The 19,091-nt window shown below is 44.5% G+C and carries 22 protein-coding genes and 1 pseudogene; 11 read left to right on the plus strand and 12 right to left on the minus strand.

Going from position 1 to position 19,091, the window contains the following annotated elements; translation table 11 throughout:
• Window positions 1–42: 42 nt before the first annotated feature.
• The gene (locus FX988_RS05850) at window positions 43–627 is read right to left on the minus strand and encodes an outer membrane beta-barrel protein (protein WP_160178757.1); all 585 of its coding nucleotides are present in this window, start codon (window positions 625–627) and stop codon (window positions 43–45) included.
• Window positions 628–1,105: 478 nt separating this feature from the next.
• On the opposite strand from FX988_RS05850, the gene FX988_RS05855 reads away from it, so the two are divergent.
• Window positions 1,106–1,600: a DUF6491 family protein gene (locus tag FX988_RS05855; RefSeq protein WP_160178758.1), complete on the plus strand. Its 495-nt coding sequence runs from the start codon at window positions 1,106–1,108 to the stop codon at window positions 1,598–1,600.
• A 52-nt stretch (window positions 1,601–1,652) separates the two neighbouring features.
• Here FX988_RS05855 and FX988_RS05860 read toward each other — a convergent pair whose 3' ends face one another.
• The 4 genes from FX988_RS05860 to FX988_RS05875 form a co-directional block, all read right to left on the minus strand.
• Window positions 1,653–1,979, minus strand: coding sequence for a YceK/YidQ family lipoprotein (locus FX988_RS05860; RefSeq protein ID WP_160178759.1), 327 nt, complete (start codon window positions 1,977–1,979; stop codon window positions 1,653–1,655).
• Between the two features lie 140 nt (window positions 1,980–2,119).
• Window positions 2,120–2,365: a DUF6868 family protein gene (locus tag FX988_RS05865; RefSeq protein WP_160178760.1), complete on the minus strand. Its 246-nt coding sequence runs from the start codon at window positions 2,363–2,365 to the stop codon at window positions 2,120–2,122.
• 74 nt (window positions 2,366–2,439) lie between these two features.
• Complete coding sequence (locus FX988_RS05870; protein WP_160178761.1) at window positions 2,440–2,805, minus strand: STAS/SEC14 domain-containing protein; 366 nt, start codon at window positions 2,803–2,805, stop codon at window positions 2,440–2,442.
• 65 nt (window positions 2,806–2,870) lie between these two features.
• Window positions 2,871–3,293: a hypothetical protein gene (locus FX988_RS05875; RefSeq protein WP_160178762.1), complete on the minus strand. Its 423-nt coding sequence runs from the start codon at window positions 3,291–3,293 to the stop codon at window positions 2,871–2,873.
• A gap of 430 nt (window positions 3,294–3,723) precedes the next feature.
• On the opposite strand from FX988_RS05875, the pseudogene FX988_RS05880 reads away from it, so the two are divergent.
• Window positions 3,724–4,557 (plus strand): annotated as a pseudogene (locus tag FX988_RS05880) (heparin lyase I family protein); the annotation flags it as partial.
• A gap of 164 nt (window positions 4,558–4,721) precedes the next feature.
• On the opposite strand, the gene FX988_RS05885 reads toward FX988_RS05880, so the two are convergent.
• A complete protein-coding gene (locus FX988_RS05885; RefSeq protein ID WP_160178763.1) occupies window positions 4,722–5,072 on the minus strand; it encodes a DUF2200 domain-containing protein in 351 nt (116 codons plus the stop codon).
• Between the two features lie 187 nt (window positions 5,073–5,259).
• Complete coding sequence (locus FX988_RS05890; RefSeq protein ID WP_160178764.1) at window positions 5,260–6,144, minus strand: ArgP/LysG family DNA-binding transcriptional regulator; 885 nt, start codon at window positions 6,142–6,144, stop codon at window positions 5,260–5,262.
• 95 nt (window positions 6,145–6,239) lie between these two features.
• Between FX988_RS05890 and FX988_RS05895 the strand changes: the two genes are divergently transcribed.
• Window positions 6,240–6,842, plus strand: coding sequence for a LysE/ArgO family amino acid transporter (locus tag FX988_RS05895; protein ID WP_160178765.1), 603 nt, complete (start codon window positions 6,240–6,242; stop codon window positions 6,840–6,842).
• 55 nt (window positions 6,843–6,897) lie between these two features.
• Here the strand turns inward: FX988_RS05895 and rluB are convergent, their stop codons facing one another.
• The 5 genes from rluB to FX988_RS05920 are packed head-to-tail and all read right to left on the minus strand — an operon-like array spanning window position 6,898 to window position 10,930.
• Entirely contained in the window at window positions 6,898–7,767 is an 870-nt protein-coding gene (gene rluB / locus FX988_RS05900) for a 23S rRNA pseudouridine(2605) synthase RluB (protein ID WP_160178766.1), read from the minus strand.
• Window positions 7,767–8,534 carry an SMC-Scp complex subunit ScpB gene (scpB, locus tag FX988_RS05905; RefSeq protein ID WP_160178767.1) on the minus strand — a complete coding sequence of 256 codons (768 nt, stop codon included), beginning with the start codon at window positions 8,532–8,534 and terminating at the stop codon, window positions 7,767–7,769. The genes rluB and scpB overlap by 1 nt, the downstream gene beginning before the upstream one ends.
• On the minus strand, window positions 8,535–9,392 hold the full coding sequence (locus tag FX988_RS05910) for a segregation and condensation protein A (protein ID WP_160178768.1): 858 nt from the start codon (window positions 9,390–9,392) through the stop codon (window positions 8,535–8,537).
• An 18-nt stretch (window positions 9,393–9,410) separates the two neighbouring features.
• Entirely contained in the window at window positions 9,411–10,031 is a 621-nt protein-coding gene (locus FX988_RS05915) for an L-threonylcarbamoyladenylate synthase (protein ID WP_160178769.1), read from the minus strand.
• A gap of 32 nt (window positions 10,032–10,063) precedes the next feature.
• Entirely contained in the window at window positions 10,064–10,930 is an 867-nt protein-coding gene (locus FX988_RS05920; RefSeq protein WP_160178770.1) for a PHP domain-containing protein, read from the minus strand.
• 439 nt (window positions 10,931–11,369) lie between these two features.
• Between FX988_RS05920 and FX988_RS05925 the strand changes: the two genes are divergently transcribed.
• The 8 genes from FX988_RS05925 (at window position 11,370) to arfB (ending at window position 19,041) form a co-directional block, all read left to right on the plus strand.
• Window positions 11,370–13,004 carry an anthranilate synthase component 1 gene (locus FX988_RS05925; RefSeq protein WP_160178771.1) on the plus strand — a complete coding sequence of 545 codons (1,635 nt, stop codon included), beginning with the start codon at window positions 11,370–11,372 and terminating at the stop codon, window positions 13,002–13,004.
• Window positions 13,004–13,639 (plus strand): aminodeoxychorismate/anthranilate synthase component II, encoded by a 636-nt coding sequence (locus FX988_RS05930; RefSeq protein ID WP_160178772.1) that lies wholly within the window; start codon window positions 13,004–13,006, stop codon window positions 13,637–13,639. Before FX988_RS05925 ends, FX988_RS05930 begins: the two co-directional genes overlap by 1 nt.
• Before the next feature lie 9 nt (window positions 13,640–13,648).
• Window positions 13,649–14,671: an anthranilate phosphoribosyltransferase gene (trpD, locus tag FX988_RS05935; RefSeq protein WP_160178773.1), complete on the plus strand. Its 1,023-nt coding sequence runs from the start codon at window positions 13,649–13,651 to the stop codon at window positions 14,669–14,671.
• Window positions 14,672–14,682: 11 nt separating this feature from the next.
• Window positions 14,683–16,089: a bifunctional indole-3-glycerol-phosphate synthase TrpC/phosphoribosylanthranilate isomerase TrpF gene (gene trpCF, locus FX988_RS05940; protein ID WP_160178774.1), complete on the plus strand. Its 1,407-nt coding sequence runs from the start codon at window positions 14,683–14,685 to the stop codon at window positions 16,087–16,089.
• Window positions 16,090–16,144: 55 nt separating this feature from the next.
• Entirely contained in the window at window positions 16,145–17,332 is a 1,188-nt protein-coding gene (trpB, locus tag FX988_RS05945; RefSeq protein ID WP_160178775.1) for a tryptophan synthase subunit beta, read from the plus strand.
• Window positions 17,325–18,149, plus strand: a complete 825-nt coding sequence (trpA, locus tag FX988_RS05950) for a tryptophan synthase subunit alpha (RefSeq protein WP_160178776.1) — start codon at window positions 17,325–17,327, stop codon at window positions 18,147–18,149. Before trpB ends, trpA begins: the two co-directional genes overlap by 8 nt.
• Window positions 18,150–18,158: 9 nt before the next feature.
• A complete protein-coding gene (locus FX988_RS05955) occupies window positions 18,159–18,458 on the plus strand; it encodes a YciI family protein (RefSeq protein WP_160178777.1) in 300 nt (99 codons plus the stop codon).
• Between the two features lie 169 nt (window positions 18,459–18,627).
• Entirely contained in the window at window positions 18,628–19,041 is a 414-nt protein-coding gene (gene arfB / locus FX988_RS05960) for an alternative ribosome rescue aminoacyl-tRNA hydrolase ArfB (protein ID WP_160178778.1), read from the plus strand.
• Window positions 19,042–19,091: the final 50 nt, after the last annotated feature.

A 19,091-nucleotide genomic window follows, 5' to 3' on the forward strand; every position in this document is an offset into this window, starting at 1 on the left:
CATGTTGAAAGCGCTGTTCACGAACGGAACAGCGCATCCCAGTTAAAACGAATACCGAACGAGCGCACCTAGCGTGCTAACATCTGAAATGTTTGTGAAATTTACCCCAACAGAAATGTTGGTGTAGAAGTAGTAGTTTGCCGCCAGCATAGTGATGGCTTCACTGTCTCCGTCAAAACGAATGATCCCTGCGGACGCTTCTAAATCAATCTTATTGGTTACCATGGAACGAATACCTAGGGTTGCGCCGAAACCATCTGTATCAGAGCTTATATTAACACCCGGGCCATTCGCAGAAATTTCAGCATAATGGTACGCAAGTGTGCCGTATATGTCAGTTGAGCCCGTCATTTTGTAACGATAGCCCACTTCCGCGTTACCTTGGTCAAAGTCAACATCACCGTTTAAAATGTCGTCATTTGTCATGGTATAACTTCCTCTGACAAACACATTTTTACCGAGTGATTTTGCCCCTGCAATCCCAAAACCCGTGGGATCCAAACCATCAATATCATCGATATTCGTAATGTAATATCCTCCCTGCACGTAATCCCAGTTAGGAGACGCAGCAAGCGCTGACGCAGTTGAGAATAATCCACAGATGAGCAACACAGCCTTTGATTTCATTCTATTTTTCCTTATACCAATTCCATTAAATAATTGGCCTCTCAGAATTCATCCAGCGGGTTTTGAACAAGGCGTCGGTGTGTAGTAATGGTTGTTCCCTTTCAAATACCGAGAACGTAGTGCAAAACCCGCTGGGGAATTCCCTTTGGGCGAATTTTAAAAGGACTTACTCTGTGTTGCTCAAACTCGAAAGAGCACCACTATTACTTCATTTAAGCGCCTTGATTAAGTCCTTTTAAATTTTCGCTGAGTGGTTAATTATTTAATGGAATTGGTATTAAATTAATGCGAAGGGCGTTTGTAAGCACAAGCATCGTATAGCCCATCAAATCAAGGGTCAAATATTTATCCGAAAAGTTCATCCCAGCGCATTCACGGTAAGTGTAACAACATGTAATTTAAACACTTTACTGGAAACTAACGGGAGTGCTAGCACTCTTAGGTATGTAAATTAATTTCCATAAGAGTTGAAACTATTATGAAACATGTCGTGATCCTAGTGACTTTATTATTAGCATTAGCCGGGTGTGCAACTCATCGACTACCTGACCCTGAAAGGTCCGCCATTATTGAAAAGTTTATCACCACAGAACAACTCGAAGCGCGTAATACCATTAGCGCATTTGACTTAGATAGCTGGACGTCATTGAGTGACCAATATCTTATTATTCGAACGTCACCGTTTCGTTCATATTTAGTTAAACTTACCATGCGTTGTAGTGATATCGATTACTCACCAGCTCTGCTCGTGTATTCGCGCATACCCAATACACTAAGTGCGGGTTTTGATAGTGTATTTACTCCAGACAACCATAGATTCAAATGCAATATCAGCCGTATTTATCCCCTGAGCAAAGCGCAAAATAAAAGTTTAATTACTGCGGTAAGCCCTAAAGCAGAAGACAAGCCGTTACAAAGCGCCCAAGAAGAAAATATGAACGCTAGCGAACCGAGCACATCAAAAGATCTCTAGCCAGTTACGTCGCTATGTTTGGAGTACGTAGTAGGAGAAGGTCAGTGCTGGGTTAGTTAACCTTAATCGAGCCCTTTTTAGTTTGCGTATAAATTGTATATGGCAATATAAGCGTGTCTGTGGCGGCAGAAAGTACACTGTCAATAAGGAGGTAAGGCACACCGCTGAAGCTATTTCCAATAACTTGTTTGCTAGGTTCACCGTACATTAAACAAAGGTTGTGACTAAGCCCACTGTAAATCCGCGGGATACTATCGCAGTAACTCTTTTTATCATAATAGGCGATATCGACATGATTTCCTGACGGATTAACCGTTTTAACCGTTGCACATGCTTGGCAAATCATAAGTAAAAATAATAGAGTGGCGACTTTAGGCATAATTGAATCCATTAAGAACAACAGATTAATCAAAACCATGCTGAAGCGACAAAAACCAATTTTTCTACCTTCCCTTCATGAGCAACCTGCCGATTTTGCGATTTACCACGCTTCTTATATACCGATATAACTTAATGCGACTAGTAAACTATCTTCAGCACTATGTATGGCACTAGGTTAAATACAAAAACGAGCAACTTGTACTGGGCTAGATAATTCATATACATGATTTTTAACTGGTGAGCTTGTACGTTGAAAAACTTACTATGCACTGACGTTATTCGCTCTCCCATCCAGATTAAGGCCAATGTAGCCAAACTCAGCAAACCAATATTAATCAATGACATCCAACCAAATATTTCGCTTAGTAAAACGGTGTTATGCATTTCATCTACCTTTGTGTTTGATGGCTCATTTACAGTTTATTGGCTTACTTGTATTTTATCGCCTAGCTGATTGTTTAGTTCTTAACCCACGCCCATGCTTTACTCAGCTCATTTACAGTAAAATATTGTTCATCAATATTGACTATTTTGGCAAACGGGCGATCAGCCTCCACTAACCATTTAATCACTCGGCTAGTGGACACTATGGCTAATTTATTCATATGTTTGAGATGAGAGAATGTCCATTTTATATCGTCAAAAAACGCGTTTAGCGTCATATCAACATTATCGTCAATAACGACCACTACGTTGATTTTGTCGTACTGTTTTATCAAGGAATCAAAGGTGGAAATCCACTTCTGCTCTTCTGCGCGATCAACCTTACCCGATACCTGAATACCGATTGTGTCGCCTTCACTTTGGGGTAACTGGGTTATCATGCATGCTCTCCTTACAACGTAACGTCTAAGGTAAACATATGGCGTAAACAGTAATATTCAAGTTCTTAGCTCAGCGCTTCCCACCGCTGCCGAAGCCCAATGATATGCACCATAGCGAAAACACAACACACAATTGAACTGTACAACCAAAATTCTGGGCTGCGGCCCATTGGTGCGAACATTAAGAAAAACCCAACGAGACCACGTATTGCATATATAAAGCTAATAATTATCAGCACGCTTTTAACGAGCGGTAAACGAGGTAACAAACTTGCCCCTGAAAACGCATACACAGCCCACACACTTAATACGCAAAAAATGCCTAATGTGATGAGCGAAGGTTTTAGGCTGCCCTGCTCTGCCAAGACAGCCATATTCTCACCGGCACCGAAAAAGCGATACCAAGACGCACCGAAGTAGATACACCCTAAATGCAATAACCCTGCAAGCCCACTTAAAGCGCCTGCAAACAATAATGTCCCATTCATTGAACTCTCTCTATTAAGTTGAGGCCTTGAGGAGACTTAAGACCAAATACATCGCGCTGACGTTAACGGCCGTTCTTTTCGTTGAACAAAACAACGTTGCATTCTGACTGTTTATCCTTTTCACATAAACGTGACTAACGTAGCGTGACTCAACTGCGAAAGAACACAAGTATTGCACTTTCTAGGGTAAATAACATACTGTCATACTACACAAACAACATTAGAGTAAGGCGCGACTATGTGGATAACAATAATAAAAAAGCACCTAATGAGATCATGCATAAGTACAATGAGTGTCCTAACGTTACTCGGATGCGGTGGCTCAGGTGACGCCCCCTCTGTCACGCCCATAACGTCAACAGAAGAGCCAGCCATACCAAGTCCCTCCGCCGAAGAAGCGGACCAACCTCTGGAGTCATCACCGTTTACTTCTTTTCAAGCGTCAAGCAGCATCACAGTGTCCGCAGATGGGCCAAATTCAGGGTTATCAGCTTATAAAATAATCGAAAACGCGTTTGCTGAAGGGGCAATCGAAGCGCCCGATATGTACCCGACCGATCACGTCGATGTGTTGCATATTCTAGAAGATACAGATGAAATAGTGGGTCCTCACTTTATATTTCTGGCCCATAGAGATCGCGATTTTAATAAAGGTGTCGAGTCTGACCGGCAACGTAATGAAATTAAAACCTATGACAAATCAGCTGAACCACTCAAAGGTTATCAAGGTGAAACCATGCAATTTAGCTGGAAATTCAAGGTATCCGGTGAACTAGAATTATCAAAAAAGTTCAGCCATTTTTTTCAACTAAAAGCTAAAAACTTTAACGAAGATAATAGCAATGGCAATGACGATCAGCCCATGATTACCTTGTCAGGAGTAGATAAAGACAGCACGGGAAACGAACTGCAGATCCGCTACAGTAGCGGCTTTAACCCCGATGGCACAAGCACCTCTGATATCTATTTAATAAAAACGGACTGGTCATCTATTACTGATGAGTGGTTAGAGATCAAGGTGCAAGCAACCTTCGCCGAGGAAGGTGCATTTTACATGCAAATCTCGCGCATACGTGACGATGCACTTTTAGTGGATATATCTGAGCCCAATATTGATATGTGGCGCGGTGTATCGAGTGAAGATTTTGTGCGGCCCAAGTGGGGAATTTATCGCTCGTTAGCAGATGCAGACAGTTTACGCCCAGAAGAAGAACAAATACGCTTTGCAGATTTTAACGTGGCGAAAGACGCTGTAGCCGAGTAAGAAACACCATTAAACATGCCCGAAACGTCCACTACCAACGGGCATGTTAACAATTGTATTTTGATGTGAGCTAATGCCAATAAGACAAGAAAGTATGAAATAAAACCAATAAAAATAATGATGAAGTGACTGAAGTTAATTTTTTACATCTGGCACCGCAATCTCTAATTGCGCAAAATATTCACCATGGCTTTCCCCTTGGCAAGTTCATCAATCAACTTGTCTAGGTAGCGAATATTACGCATCAAGGGATCTTCTATCTCATCAACACGAACGCCACAAACACCCCCCTTAATCAATGATGTGTTGGGGTTAATTTTCGGTGCTGCGGCAAAAAATGAAGCAAAGTCATTCCCGCTGCTAACCTGCTTTTTCACCTCTTCAGGGCGATATGCAGTGAGCCAACAAATGATCTGCACGACTTCCGCTTCCGTTCTGTTCTTCTTCATTGCCTTTTGGACATACAAAGCATAAATCTTTGAGAATGCCATGGAAAAAACCTTGTGCTCTGACATGTATTAACCTCCCAATGTGAATGCTCCTGTATAAGGGAGCATAAAAACGTAGGCTATCATATCGAGTCGACAGCAGTCATTTAGGTACGTTATCCCTGTGACTCAATGCATTGTTGCGTATTTTATTAAACTCAACGAATTTACCCTCTACTTTGGAATTAAAATGAAGGTGAAAAAGAATAACGTATTAAAAAAGTTGTTCTTTTGCGACCTCCTTAATACATTGACTTAGCTCCCCAAGCGCATCCGACTCCAGTTCAATCCAGTGCCAAAACAGGGGGACACTCAGAGATTTATCTGGAAACAGAGGCACCAACTGCCCTGAAGCGACTTCATGTTTCACTTGCAGTTTGGGCAGTAATGCCCAAGCAACTCCGGCGACTGCCATTTGCAAAAAGCCATAGGATGACGGATACCAATGGCAATGCTTAAGTGTTGGGGCAACACTTAGGCATTCACTCTGGTATTGCGTCAACAACGCAACGTCGAACTCATCATAGAGTAATCCGGGAGAAGAAAAGACTTCATCTGGCAATAGGCCCTTAGTCAGGTATCGCGCTATGTACACGGGAGACGCGTAAAGCTGATAATTCATAATTCCTAATCGAGCAGACTCGCCACCTGTTATCGGCGTGCCTGTTTGGCTAATGCAGCCCATCACCTTTCCCTGTTGAAGTAGGGTTCGCGTCTGAGTTTGATCCGCATTAAATATGTGCACTGGGTTTGCTCGTTTAACACTAAAGCGCGCCATCACATCACTAAACCAGGTCGCCAATACGTCGTTGTTAATAGCAACGCTCAACGCTGAGGCTTCATCAGAAATACCTGTGCGAACATTAAGTTCATCTTCCAACACATTGACTCTTTGGACATGGGCAAGCAACTGTTGACCTAAAGGAGTAGGCTTAAGCGGTTTAGTGCGCACCAGTACGGGGCTGCCAAGATGCAACTCAAGTCGTTTTATTTTCTGGGAAACGGCAGATTGAGTAAGATGCAGTGCCTGCGCACCTTTATCAAAGCTACCGTAGCGCAGCACCTCGCTTAAGCAATGTAACGCGTCATAATCCAACATAAATAAAATTAATTTATAAAAAATATTATTAATTTAATTAAAACCACTTACCTCGATAAGATCAACGTTTATTAAACGATGAGGTGATAATCAATATGATAACGGCGGCAATTAGTGGTTTTTTGATGGGAGGCACGCTCATCATTGCAGTAGGAGCGCAAAACAGTTTTTTGATAGAGCAGTCATTGAAGCGCCAATGGGCAGGGTTATTTGTCACCCTGTTTATTGTCAGTGATGCGATTGCGATAAGTTTTGGAGCAATGGGATTTGGTTTATTGTTACAACAGCACCCAACGCTGGTGGCTGCTACTAAATGGTCGGGGGTCATATTTTTACTGTGGCTTGCATTGAACAAACTGAAAGCGTCTATGGCAAATGATGCCATGCTCATCGCGCTGTCTAAACATAAAATACCATTTCATCGTGCTTTGCTAACCGCATTGGGTGTGACCTGGTTAAATCCGCATTTTTACATCGACACAGTATTACTCATGGGCAACCTCGCGGGGCAATGGCAACAACAGAAATGGTGGTTTGTTATCGGTGCAATTTTGGCGTCTGTAGTATGGTTTATCGGGTTAAGCGGGTTAACCTCAAAGTGTGCAAAGTGGATGGAGCGCCCTAAATTTTGGCGCTGGTTCAATCGTATCAACGCCTTGGTTTTAGGTGCGATTGGCGTGCAGCTAACCACTTTGTAAAACATATTTTTGAGGTAGCGGTCGTAAGTCATCACTTACGACCTATAAAGTAAGGTTACTTCTTTTTTGGTCTTGGCTTAGCGCGACCTTGATTAATCTTATGCTTTTGCACCGAGCGGCGCATACGACTCAGGCGGACGTGATCCAGCTTAGTTTGTTTATCTTCAACTAATGATTCTTGCTCTAAGTCGAGTTGTACACTCTTACGTAAGGTATTCAAATCAGTCAGTGGCAACTCAATCCAACCGCCTTGGGGCAAGCGATTTTGTAAATTTAACGTGCCATAGCGCACACGGATCAGGCGACTTACCTGCAAGCCTTGAGATTCCCACAAACGACGTACTTCACGGTTTTTCCCTTCCGATAGGCTCACGTTGTACCAAGAATTCAGGCTTTCTTCATCCCCAGGACGTTTACGAATTTCGGTAAATTTCGACACGCCATCTTCAAGCTCCACCCCTTTCTTAAGGCGTTTTATCATGTCGTCTTCTACTTCGCCGAAAACACGAACCGCATATTCACGCTCGATTTCGTGCTTAGGGTGCATTAAGCGATTAGCTAACTCACCATCATTGGTAAATAATAAAAGACCGCTGGTGTTGATATCTAAACGCCCTACGGCAATCCAACGGCCATTTTGAATTTTAGGTAACCGATCAAATACGGTGGGGCGGCCCTGAGGATCTTTCCGGCTACATAGTTCACCTTCAGGTTTGTTGTACATCAACACCCGGCATATGGTGCTTTTCGCTGCAGCAGTAATCAGATTTCCGTCGACACGAAGTTGATCCGCAGGTTCAACGCGATCCCCCAAGGTGGCGACTTTTCCGTTAACCGAAATGCGCCCAGAGGCTATCCATTTTTCCATCTCACGACGGGAGCCCACACCAGCATTGGCTAGGACTTTTTGTAATTTTTCACTCATTAGTGTAACTGCTCTCTTTGATTAGGGTTGTCAGTATTATCAAGCTTAGTCTCTTGTGCTTGCTCTGACGGTATTTGCTCTTCTGCCGATAGGTTTTCATCAGATGATTGCTCATCTGCTTTCACTGGCCGTGATATTCGACTGCTATTTTGTACTGGCCCATCATTTTGCCCGGTCTTTTGCTCAGTCGATTGGGCTGACTCAGTAATGACTCGGCGCTCATCTTGGCTATTACTCGCATCAAACGCATCTTGACTAGGTAAGTCTTTCAGGCTCTTTAACGAAAAATAGTTTAAAAATCCTTTGGTTGTTGCGTATAAAGCTGGACGTCCAGGTACTTCTTTGTGCCCAACCACTTTAACCCAATCTCTTTCGATCAGAGTTTTCATGATGTTGCTACTCACTGCAACGCCTCGCACATCCTCAATTTCCCCACGGGTGATGGGTTGACGATAGGCCACCATAGACAAGGTTTCCAAAAGTGCTCTTGAATATCGTGGCGCTTGCTCTTGCCACAGTTTACTGAGCCAGGGGCCTAAGCTATCCATTGATTGAAAGCGATAACCGCTTGCTACTTCAACCAGTTGTACACCGCGAGATTGGTACTCAAGCTGCAATTCATCTATGGCCTGTTTTAATGCCTTTTTACTGACCTTAAGGCCACTTAAAACAGTATCTTGTAACTGCTCTTGGCTAACTGGCGCGTCAGATACAAACACCGCTGCTTCAACTAACTGCTTTAGCTGCACTGGGGATATTTTAGCCATTTATTGGGGCTCTCCGGCGTGCAATTTCACGTGTATATTCGCCATTGGCTCACTTTGCACCAACTCAACTAACTGCTCTTTGCATAACTCAAGTACAGCAAGAAATGTCACCACCACCCCTGCCCTGCCTTCACTGGCCTGAAACAAACAATCAAATCCGGTAAAGTCATGGCTGTTAAGTTTCTCTAAAATCAGTGCCATACGCTCCCGAGTGGATAATGCCTCAGGGGCAATCGAATGATGCTCAAAGGCACTTGCTCGTTGCAAAACATTTTGAAAACTCACCACCAAATCCTGCAAGTTCACTTTTGGCAGAATCTTGATAGGCGTAACAGATTCACTGGTTAGTGCTTGGGCACAAAATACATCTCGTTCTAAGCGCGGCACAGCATCCAGTTCTTGGGCGGCGCTTTTGATCAGTTCGTATTCTTGTAAACGCCTGACCAACTCCGCTCTTGGGTCGTCTTCGTCTTCTTCTGCATCTGGCCTTTTAGGCAGTAATAAGCGCGATTTAATCTCCGCTAAAATGGCTGCCATTAACAGGTATTCAGCCGCAAGCTCTAGCTTCAAATCTTTCATCATGTCAACGTACAACATGTATTGCTTGGTTATTTCATACACGGGCAAATTAACTAAGTCGAACTTTTGTTTGCGAATTAAGTACAACAGCAAATCCAGCGGACCTTCAAACGCATCTAGAATCAGCTCTAGTGCATCCGGCGGTATATATAAATCTTCAGGATGCTCTGTAAAGGCTTGACCATTGATAAACGCCAAGGGCAAAGGCTGTTGTACGCCTTGCCCTTGGTTTGTAGCCTCTTGCTGCTGAGCAGTTTGAAGCGCTTTATCAATATTCATCTGTGAGTCACAGCCTGATTAATTAAACGGGCTTGCGTCGCCGCTGCCCTGGCGAATAATGACAGGTTCACCTTCTGATAAATCAACCACTGTGGTGGGTTGCTCACCCAAGAAACCACCGTGAATGATCAGTCCCACCTGCTTTTCGAGTTTATCGCGAATTTCATCAGGATCAGATTCAGCCACTATCTCATTAGGTAAAATAAGCGTGGTGGACATCATCGGCTCCCCTAACTCTTCCAATAATGCTAAGGCAATGGCGTTGTCAGGAACACGGATACCTATGGTGCGTCGTTTCGGGTTCTGCAAGCGTTTTGGCACTTCTTTGGTGGCCTTTAAAATAAAGGTGTAAGGGCCTGGAGTGTTATTCTTAATCATCCGAAAGGCAGCATTATCCACCCGTGCATATTCAGACAACTCAGACATATCACGGCACATCAGCGTGAAATTGTGATCTTTACCGATTTGACGAATACGACAAATTTGCTCTAGGGCGTTTTTGTCGTCCATATGGCAGCCAATGGAATAACCAGAATCTGTTGGGTAAACCACCACTTCGCCGCTATGAATTAACTCACACGCTTGCTTAATCAAACGCGCTTGAGGGTTATCGGGGTGAATATAAAAAAATTGGCTCATAATCGTTACTTCCCAGTAAGTTACACGCGTAATTACGCGTTAGATGTTGCGTTAACTGACGGGTCGATGAATGACCAGTCATGCCAAATAGGGGTTAAATGTTCTGGCACCCCCAAATTTTTACCTAATTCAGTCCAACGACTCACAAAATGAAAATCGGAACCAGCTGATGCTTGTAAGTTATGCTCTGTGGCTAATTCAATAATCAACTTTCGTTTTTCAGGGTTAATACGTGCGTGGGTGGTTTCTATCCCATCGCCCCCCGCAACCTTGAATTCACTTACTAATCTACGCAGCCATTTGGCCGTCATATCATAATGACCTGGGTGGGCGATAACCGCTTTGCCCCCAGCGTCGTGGATCCACTCAATGGCCTCTTCAATTGAGATCCATCGTGGCTTAACATGGGCGCGTTTGCCCTTGCCTAGATATTTTTTAAAGGCACTATCGAAGTCACGCACTTCTTTGCGCTCAACCAACACACGAGCAAAGTGCGCACGAGTTAGCTGCCCTTCCCCTGCTAATAACTTTGCATCGTCTAGCACATTTTCAACCCCAGCTTTTGCGAGCTTATCTGACATTTTCTGAGCTCGCTCGTCTCGCTCTTGTTTTTGCGCCACTAAGCGTTGACGAAATACTCTGTCGTCTTTGTCTAGGTTGAGCCCTAATATATGAATGTCGAAGTTATGCCAAGAAGTAGAAAGCTCTATGCCGTTAACAATGTGCATCATGCGCTTTTGTTTGGCTTGATGGGCCCTAGCCTCATCTAAGGCTTGCACTGTGTCGTGGTCAGTAATAGCCAATACGTCTACTTGCATATTGTTCGCGCGGTCCACCAGCTCAACAGGAGAAAGTTGACCGTCAGAATAGTAGGTATGGCAGTGCAAATCGATTTTCATCAAACCCTAAATAAACCCTTTTAACGTGTACCCGAAAGATACATTTACAAAATTGACTGTTGACAGAGAAGCAAAATTGTTTTCTTCTATACACCTCAAGTGTGTATTATACGCATTTGGTGATGAATAGCAGACAAAACCTGAAAAAAGACCATGTTTGTTATCAAACGATAGATTATCGCACGCCCGACAATGATTTGCGCGTGCACAAAACGAGATTTTATACTAATGAATACAGCATTACGCGTTTCAACTAAACTAATTTGGTGGTGGCACATCCCTAACTAGCGGGCTGTGAGCGTATGTATTTGTGCGATTAAACAAGAAAAGCCCGTATAATACGGGCTTTTTTTATGCCCGATTGAAAATTACGACCCGATTAATGCCCAATAAAGACAACACCTGTAACAGGTTATAAACAAGGTTATCGAGAAAAATCATGAGCTTAGCGCAACTAACAGAACAAGCCGGAAAAGTAGAAACGCTACTTCTCAGTGCTGATTATGTGGCGGATCCACTTCAAGCGTATCAATATTTATGTCAGGGCCAGCCCCACAATTTGCTGCTTGAGTCAGCGGAAATTGACAGTAAAGACAATTTAAAAAGCTTAATATTGGTCGATGCAGCGATAAAAATGCAATGCGATGGCAATGTCGTGACCTGCCAAGCATTAACCGATAACGGTGCCGCTGTTTTACCTTTGTTTATCCAGTACTGCCCACAAGGTGTCGAGCACGCTTTTGATGTAGCCGCACGCACAGTAACCTTAACGTTTACCTTTAGCGACAGCGAATTAGACGAAGATAGCCGATTGAAAGCGCCTGCGGTATTTGATGCACTGCGCCTACTAATCAACCAAGTTGTGGCTATTCGACCACATCCTGAAGCGCTGTTTTTAGGTGGCGCATTTGCATATGACTTGCTTGCGACCTTTGAGCAATTACCTCATGTGAGGGACAGTGAAAATACCTGCCCTGACTTTGTTTTCTATTTGGCCGAAACTTTATTGCTAATTGACCATCAGGCGAAAAAAACCGAATTAATTGGTAGCGTATTTAGCGGCAAAAATGTTGGTAATAACTATTTCGCCATCAGCCAGCGTTTAGAGCAAATTAAACACAAGCTGGGCAAAGACATGCCCGTGCCAGAGCTTGATTCACCTAGTGTTACCCCAGATGAATTGAAAATCAGCAAATCGGATGCTGAATTCATTCAAGATGTAGAAAACCTCAAACAACATATTTTAGCCGGTGATATATTCCAAGTCGTGCCCTCTCGTACTTTTAGTTTACCTTGTCCTGATCCACACAAAGCCTACAAGGCGTTAAAAGTGCAAAACCCGAGTCCCTATATGTTTTTCATGCAAGATATTGATTTTTGCATGTTTGGTGCCTCTCCTGAATCAGCGCTTAAGTACTTAAAAGATACCAACCAAGTTGAGATTTACCCTATCGCTGGCACGCGTCCTCGGGGTAAACATGCTGATGGCTCAATTAATTTGGATCTAGACAGCCGCATCGAACTGAATTTACGCGAAGATGAAAAAGAAAAGTCAGAACATTTAATGTTGGTCGATTTAGCCCGCAACGATGTGGCGAAAGTATCAAAACCAGGTACAAGGCACTTAAAAGACTTGCTAAAAGTAGACCGCTATTCTCATGTAATGCACCTTGTTTCCAAAGTAGTTGGCCAATTACGCGACGATTTAGATGCTCTGCATGCCTATCAAGCCTGTATGAACATGGGCACCTTAGTGGGTGCGCCTAAAGTCAGTGCTGCCAGCCTTATTCGCGAAGTCGAGAAGCAACGCAGGGGCAGCTACGGAGGCGCGGTGGGTTACGTTAACGGCCATGGTGACATGGATACCTGCATCGTTATCCGCTCCGCGTTTATCAAAAATAACACTGCTCATATCCAGGCGGGTGCAGGCGTGGTATTTGATTCAGACCCGCAATCTGAAGCAGATGAAACCCGAGGTAAAGCACAAGCGGTTATTCGCGCAATACTTACCTCTCACGAGGGGCGAAGCGCTATCTCACCTAACCTTACTCAAACAGCGAAGGAGGCAAAATAATGACGTTACCTAAGGTGTCTTCTTCAGCCAATACGACCCACGTTTTCTTGGTCGATAATTTTGATTCATTTACCTATAACCTAGTAGATGAACTGCGCACCATGGGCATGGCATTAACGGTTTATCGTAATTGTGTGTCACCTCACGCTATTTTCGAAAAAATGCAACAGCAAGCCAAGCTTAGCCAAGTGATTCTGCTTTTATCACCTGGGCCAGGAGCGCCAGCTGACGCAGGTTGTATGCCTACGCTTATCAACCTGGTAAAGGGTGTATTTCCAGTACTCGGCATTTGCTTGGGTCATCAAGCTATTGTGGACTCCTACGGCGGTAACATTATACGCGCTGATGTGGTCATGCACGGTAAATCATCTTTAATCAGCCACAATGGTGATAAAATGTTTGCCAACTTACCACAGCCTTTGCCGGTTGCTCGCTATCATTCTCTGATGGCCAGCAACATGCCAGCCGAATTGACAGTATTAGCTCAATTTGAAGCAGTGCCTATGGCAGTTTGCCACGAGCAAGATAGAATGCTGGGCTTTCAGTTTCACCCCGAATCTATTTTAACCGCCTTTGGCAGTCAGTTATTGATGCAAAGCATTGATTATTTAACCCAAGACCAAGTGAACGATTAGAGGACAAACATGCTATTTCCATTACTTGAAACGCTTTATCAAGGTAAAGCCCTTAGCCAAAACGAAGCCACGGATGTGTTTAATCAAATCGTAACAGGCCAGGTAGATAACATAGTGTTGTCCTCGTTGTTAACTGCGTTGAAGATCAAGGGTGAAACACCAGAAGAAATAGCCGGTGCAGCCCAAGCGATGATCCAAAATGCCAGTGCTATCAAGCGCCCAGAATATGATTTTGCTGACATAGTGGGTACCGGTGGTGATGGTCACAACACCATCAACATTTCATCTGCGGCCGCTATCGTTGCAGCCAGCTGTGGCGTTAAAGTCGCTAAACATGGTAATCGAAGTGTTTCGAGTAAATCTGGTTCAGCGGATTTATTTAATGCCTTTGGTATGAAGCTAGATATGTCACCAGCAGTGGCCCGTGAATGTTTAGACAAATCAAATTTATGCTTCCTATTTGCCCCTGTTTATCATGCAGGGATCAAGCATGCTATGCCGGTTCGTACCACCTTAAAAACCCGCACTATTTTTAATCTACTGGGGCCTTTGGTTAATCCAATGCAACCTAGCCATATGATGATAGGCGTATATGCACCTGAACTTGTTATGCCCTTCGCACGTACATTGCAGCTACTAGGCTACAAAAAAGCACTCGTGGTACATGGCAGTGGTCTAGACGAACTGGCGGTTCATGGACCCTCTATGGTGGTCGAGATTAACGGTGACACGCTGAACGAATACTCACTGTCGCCCAGTGATTTTGGCCTTGAAGAATATCCTTTAGCCGCCATAGAAGGTGGGGTACCGGATGAAAACAAACAATTAATTCAAGATGTGCTAACCGGTGAAGGTCAAAAAGCCCATGAAGCAGCGGTCGCCATGAATGCAGGTGCTTTGATCAAATTATGTGGACACGCGGACACCTATCAGCAAGGGGCTAAGTTGGCGCTCGATGCGATGCAAGCAAAGCGCCCATTGCAGGTAATTGAAGCCTCATCTGAAGTTAGCCGCAGCCACGACATCATTTAAAGGAAGCCTAAATGGCCAATGTATTAGAAAAAATTGTTGCCGATAAGCGTCAAGAAATAGCCCAGCGTAAAGTGGATTTCCCTTTAGCGCACTTTAAAGATGGTCTGACGCCTTCAACGCGTAGCTTTTTTGATGCGCTCAATCAGCCCAATGCCGGCTATATTTTAGAGTGTAAGAAGGCGTCGCCTTCAAAAGGTTTGATCAGAGACGATTTCAATTTAGATGAGATCATTGAAGCCTACTTACCTTACGCTGCGTGCATCTCGGTGTTGACTGATGAAAAGTACTTTCAAGGCAAGTTCGAATATTTAGAATATGTTAGAGAACATGTTACCCAGCCTGTGATCAACAAAGACTTTTTCGTTGATCCCTACCAAGTTTACTTGGCTCGTCATCACAACGCTGATGCCATCTTATTGATGTTATCAGTGCTTAATGACGAAGAGTATCGCGAATTAGCCGATATCGCCCACAGCCTTGACCTTGATGTATTAACGGAAGTGAGCAACGAAGAAGAGGCCCACCGCGCGGTTGCGCTTAAGGCCAATATTATCGGTATCAACAACCGCAATTTACGAGATTTGAGTACTGATTTAGCCACCACTGAACACTTGGTCCCATTAATTAATCAAGCGTCTCACGAACACGTGATTATTTCAGAGTCCGGTATTTATACTCATCAAGATGTACGCCGCTTGTCCCCCATCGTTGATGGATTTCTTGTGGGTAGTGCACTAATGGCTGAGGATAATGTAGCCCAAGCCGTGAAGCGTTTAGTGTACGGGACCGTGAAAGTGTGCGGCATGACCCGCGCTAAAGACGCCACAGACGTAGCGACTATGGGTGCCAGTTACGCAGGGCTTATATTCGCCGAAAAGTCAAAACGTTACTTATCACTTGATGACGCAAAAGACATAGTAGCGGCTGTACCATTTAACTATGTAGGCGTATTCGTTGACGCCAATATTGCATTTGTCGTTGAATATGCCACCACCCTTGGTTTAGTCGCCGTGCAATTACATGGAAACGAATCACAGGCCTATATTACTGAATTGCGCGCAGCTCTGAACGATGCAAATTTACTTAGTTGTCAAATATGGTTAGCCAAGGGGATCACTGATACCCTACCCGCCCTTGATGAAGATAGCGTTGACCGTTTCGTTCTGGATTGCAAAGTAGGCGATCAAAGTGGCGGTACTGGTCAAGCGTTCGATTGGCAACTGTTCGCACAGGCTGATCTAAGTGCCCTAACCCGCAGCAAAATCATTCTGGCCGGTGGCATCAACGTAGACAATGCACAGCAAGCCGCTGCCCTTGGCCTAGGTGGAATTGATGTAAACTCAGGCGTTGAAGACGCCCCAGGCAAAAAATCTGAGCAAAAGCTGCAGCGCGTGTTTGAAAAGTTACGCGCGTATTAGTCTTAGGCTCTATGAGCCGCTCACAAGTTAACGTATTAAAAAACGAGAAACGATTATGAACCATTTAGAGAGCAAATTCGGACAGTTTGGAGGCATGTATGTGCCAGAACTGCTTATTCCCGCGCTTGATCAACTAGAACAAGCATTCATTGACGCGCAAAACGATCCTGAATTTCAAAAAGAATTCATTGAATTACTCACCGACTACGCAGGGCGCCCAACAGCCATGACCTTGTCGCGTAATCTGGTATCAAACCCCAACGTCAAACTTTACTTAAAACGCGAAGACTTACTTCATGGCGGCGCGCACAAAACCAATCAAGTATTGGGTCAAGCACTACTGACTAAGCGTATGGGTAAAACCGAAGTTATCGCTGAAACAGGCGCTGGGCAACACGGCGTTGCCACGGCACTGGCCTGCGCACTGTTAGGCCTAAAAGCACGTATATATATGGGAGCGAAAGACGTCGAACGTCAAGCACCGAATGTATTTAGAATGCGTTTAATGGGCGCAGAAGTCATTCCCGTGAATGCGGGCTCAGGCACCCTAAAAGATGCCGTTAATGAAGCCATGCGTGACTGGTCAGCGACATACGACAAAGCCCATTATCTGCTTGGCACTGCAGCTGGGCCTCACCCATTCCCGACGATTGTGCGCGAATTCCACCGCATGATAGGTGAAGAAACCCGTGCACAAATTATGGCTAAAGAAGGCCGCTTGCCTGATGCGGTAGTCGCCTGCGTGGGTGGCGGTTCAAATGCGATTGGTATGTTTGCAGATTTTATTGATGAACCAAGCGTACAGCTAATTGGTGTTGAACCTGCTGGTAAAGGCCTGCACACCGCCGAGCATGGCGCTGCAATTGGTAAAGGTACGACCGGAATTTTACACGGTGCGTATAGCTACATAATGCAAGATGAAGACGGTCAAATTGAAGAGTCTTACTCGGTCTCCGCTGGGCTTGACTATCCTGCTGTTGGCCCCCAGCACGCCCATTTAAGCGATATTGGCCGTGCTACTTATACCGCAGTTACGGATGATGAAGCCCTGTATGCGTTTCAATTGCTATCACGCAAAGAAGGCATCATTCCCGCACTTGAATCATCCCATGCCCTAGCTCACGCCTTAAATATGGCAGATGAAGCCGAAGACGGGACAATCATCGTAGTCAATTTATCCGGTCGTGGTGACAAAGATTTAGCCCACGTACACAGCATTTTGGGAGGCAAAACCAATGAGTAATCAATTGAACAGCGACCGCTACGGAGATATGTTCACGCGCTTAGACGCAGCCAATGAAGGGGCGTTTGTACCTTTCGTCATGCTTGGCGATCCTGATATTGCCACCTCATTAGAGATTCTAAAAGCGTTAGCTGAAGGCGGTGCAGACGCACTAGAACTAGGCATTCCTTATTCTGACCCTATTGCTGATGGCCCCACTATCCAGCAAGCAAGTATCCGCGCCCTAAGTCACAAAATACACCCAAGAGATTGTTTTGAGGTGATACGTCAGTTCCGTGAGATCTACCCTGATACGCCAATCGGTTTATTACTTTACAGTAACTTGGTTATTAAACCGGGACTTGAAAAGTTTTATAATGATGCGGCGAATGTGGGCGTTGACTCTATTCTCATTGCTGATGTACCGCTTCGCGAAGCAGACCGTTTTATTGATATCGCCACACAAACAGGCGTTAAACAAATACTGATCGCTCCACCAAATGCCAGTGATAAAACCTTGGCTGAAATTGGTAAAAAATCACAAGGCTATACTTACCTACTTGGCCGAGCTGGCGTAACCGGAGCAGAAACAGCTGCAACCATCCCTGCTAGCGAACTGATTGCTAAGTTAACCCAATATAAAGTCGCGCCGCCTCTATTAGGGTTTGGTATCTCCAAGCCAGAGCAAGTTAAAGAAGCGATTAGTGCTGGGGCTGCCGGCGCTATTTCAGGCTCCGCCACAGTGAATATCATTGCGGAAAATTTATCTCAACCTGAAGTCATGCTTAGCAAGTTGCGCGATTTCGTCAGTGCGATGAAACAGGCGACTAAAAAATAAGGAAAGCCCATGTGGTATTTAGTGTATTCACAAGATGTAGAAAATAGTTTGCCCCTGCGCAAACAAACGCGCGCTGCGCACTTAGCACGCTTGCAACAACTAACTGATGAAGGGCGTTTGTTGGTCGCAGGGCCATGCCCAGCCATTGATAGCAAAGATCCTGGTGAAGCTGGGTTTACCGGCTCTGTGGTTATTGCTGACTTTCTCAGCTTGGAGGACGCCCAAGCTTGGGCTGATGCAGACCCGTATATGGATGCAGGTGTGTATAAGGAAGTCACAGTAAAACCTTATATCAAAGTACTTCCTTAATCGGTATTCCTTTGCATATAGGAGTAACGAACCTTCAGTGCGGGGCATTCTTCGGGTTTACTCGAATTTGTCTCGCTGATTGTGTCATTAATTGTCTCGCACCCTGCCCCACATTTCGTGACGCGTTAGCCAACGCTATTCAAAACAAAAGTAATAGAAGGACAACGAGATGATATTCATTAAAAGCTATATTTCGCTGCAAGATCATGAGGTTGAACTGACGGCAATTCGCGCCCAAGGTGCTGGCGGGCAAAATGTGAATAAAGTCTCTAGTGCTATTCATTTACGCTTCGACATCAAAGCGTCTTCTCTACCGGAATTTTACAAAGAGCAATTGCTTAACAGTAACGACAAACGCATTACCCAAGACGGTATACTCGTTCTTAAAGCGCAGGCTCATCGGACCCAAGAGATGAATCGTCAGGATGCACTTGAACGTTTAGGGCAAATCGTCAGAGATGCTGCAGTCGTACAAAAACCACGTAAAGCCACTAAGCCAACCAAAGGCTCACAAATACGAAGAGTCGATAGCAAGAAAAAGTCTGGCCAGAAAAAGCAGCTTAGAAAAAAGGTCGATTTTTGACTGTGCGTTGTGCTGGACTCACCTATTCAACGCAAATTCAATTCAGGCGC

Origin of the sequence: Paraglaciecola mesophila (assembly GCF_009906955.1) — a bacterium.
Classification (GTDB): Bacteria; Pseudomonadota; Gammaproteobacteria; order Enterobacterales; family Alteromonadaceae; genus Paraglaciecola; species Paraglaciecola mesophila_A.